The organism is Mycobacterium kyorinense (genome assembly GCF_001672775.1).
GTDB lineage: Bacteria > Actinomycetota > Actinomycetes > Mycobacteriales > Mycobacteriaceae > Mycobacterium > Mycobacterium kyorinense_A.
Window position 1 is genome coordinate 1 of sequence record NZ_LZKJ01000192.1, and the last position, 1,067, is coordinate 1,067.

Annotated in this window: 3 protein-coding genes; 2 read left to right on the plus strand and 1 reads right to left on the minus strand. The window is 65.0% G+C overall.

Going from position 1 to position 1,067, the window contains the following annotated elements:
* Positions 1-275: PPE domain-containing protein (locus A5707_RS20075; RefSeq protein WP_156658193.1), on the minus strand; the 275-nt coding region annotated here is incomplete at its 3' end.
* Positions 276-571: 296 nt separating this feature from the next.
* Here A5707_RS20075 and A5707_RS20080 point away from each other — a divergent pair.
* Together A5707_RS20080 and A5707_RS23545 are read left to right on the plus strand one after the other, a co-directional pair.
* On the plus strand, positions 572-871 hold the full coding sequence (locus A5707_RS20080) for a PE family protein (protein WP_065012573.1): 300 nt from the start codon (positions 572-574) through the stop codon (positions 869-871).
* A gap of 13 nt (positions 872-884) precedes the next feature.
* A partial coding sequence (locus A5707_RS23545; RefSeq protein ID WP_156658195.1) for a PPE domain-containing protein occupies positions 885-1,067 on the plus strand: 183 nt, incomplete at its 3' end.

Genomic DNA, 1,067 nt, shown 5'->3' on the forward strand with positions numbered 1-1,067 from the left:
GCGGCCCCGGCCTGGGTAGCGGCCTGGTCGGCCTGGGCGGCGCTGCTGCTCATCCACGCGATATAGGGCGCGGCGGCGTCGGCCATCTGCGCCGACGCCGGGCCCGACCACAGGCCACTGATTTCGGAGATCGCCGAGCCGTAGCAGGACGCGGTCGTGTACAGGTCGGTGGCCAACACGTCCCAGGCAGCGGCGGCCGCCAACATCGGTCCCGCGCCCGCGCCGGCGTACATCCGGCCAGAGTTGACTTCCGGCGGTAATGCTCCGTAATCCACTACTTGACGTCCTGGCCTCGTCGGTCGCTACAGCCTGCCGATCTACTCGACCTCGTAGTCACGAATGCGATGCCCTTCCTCGCCATCGGCGACGGCTGCGATCCACTATCTGAGACATAAGTTCACTAATGAAGATATAAGGCGTTCAGAGGCGTCAGCGGTACGCAGTAATGAACTCTTTCTATCTTTAGGTGAACACTCGTCGTTGGTAGTGCACAGTCGGCTCCCGGCCATCTAACGTCGCTAGCGAGCGGCTCGTGAAGGCCGTTGAGACCGAGCACTGAGGAGAAATCAGCGTGGCGTTCGTAGAAACCCAGCCGGAGGTGCTATCCGCTGCGGCTCGCAATTTGGTGGCTATCGGCGCGTCAGTGGCGGCGCAGAATGCGGCTGCGGCGGGCCCGACGACGGGAATAGTGCCGCCGGCAGCCGATGAGATTTCGGCGCTGACGGCGGCACAGTTCGCCACGCATGCCCGGATGTATCAGGCGGCCAGCGTCCAAGCCGCGGCAATTCACGACATGTTCGTGAACATGCTGGGCACCAGCGCCGGTTCGTACGCGGCCACGGAAGCCGCCAACGCCGCCGCGACCAGCTAGAGGAGACGTAGTGCTGGATTTCGGGGCGTTACCGCCAGAGGTCAACTCCGCTCGCATGTATGCCGGACCGGGGTCGGCGGCGATGATGTCCGCGGCGTCGTCCTGGCGGTGGCTGGCCGCCGAGTTGGAGTCCGCCGCAATCGATTACGACAGGGTGATCACGCAGCTGACCAGTGAGTGGCGCGGCCCGGCGACG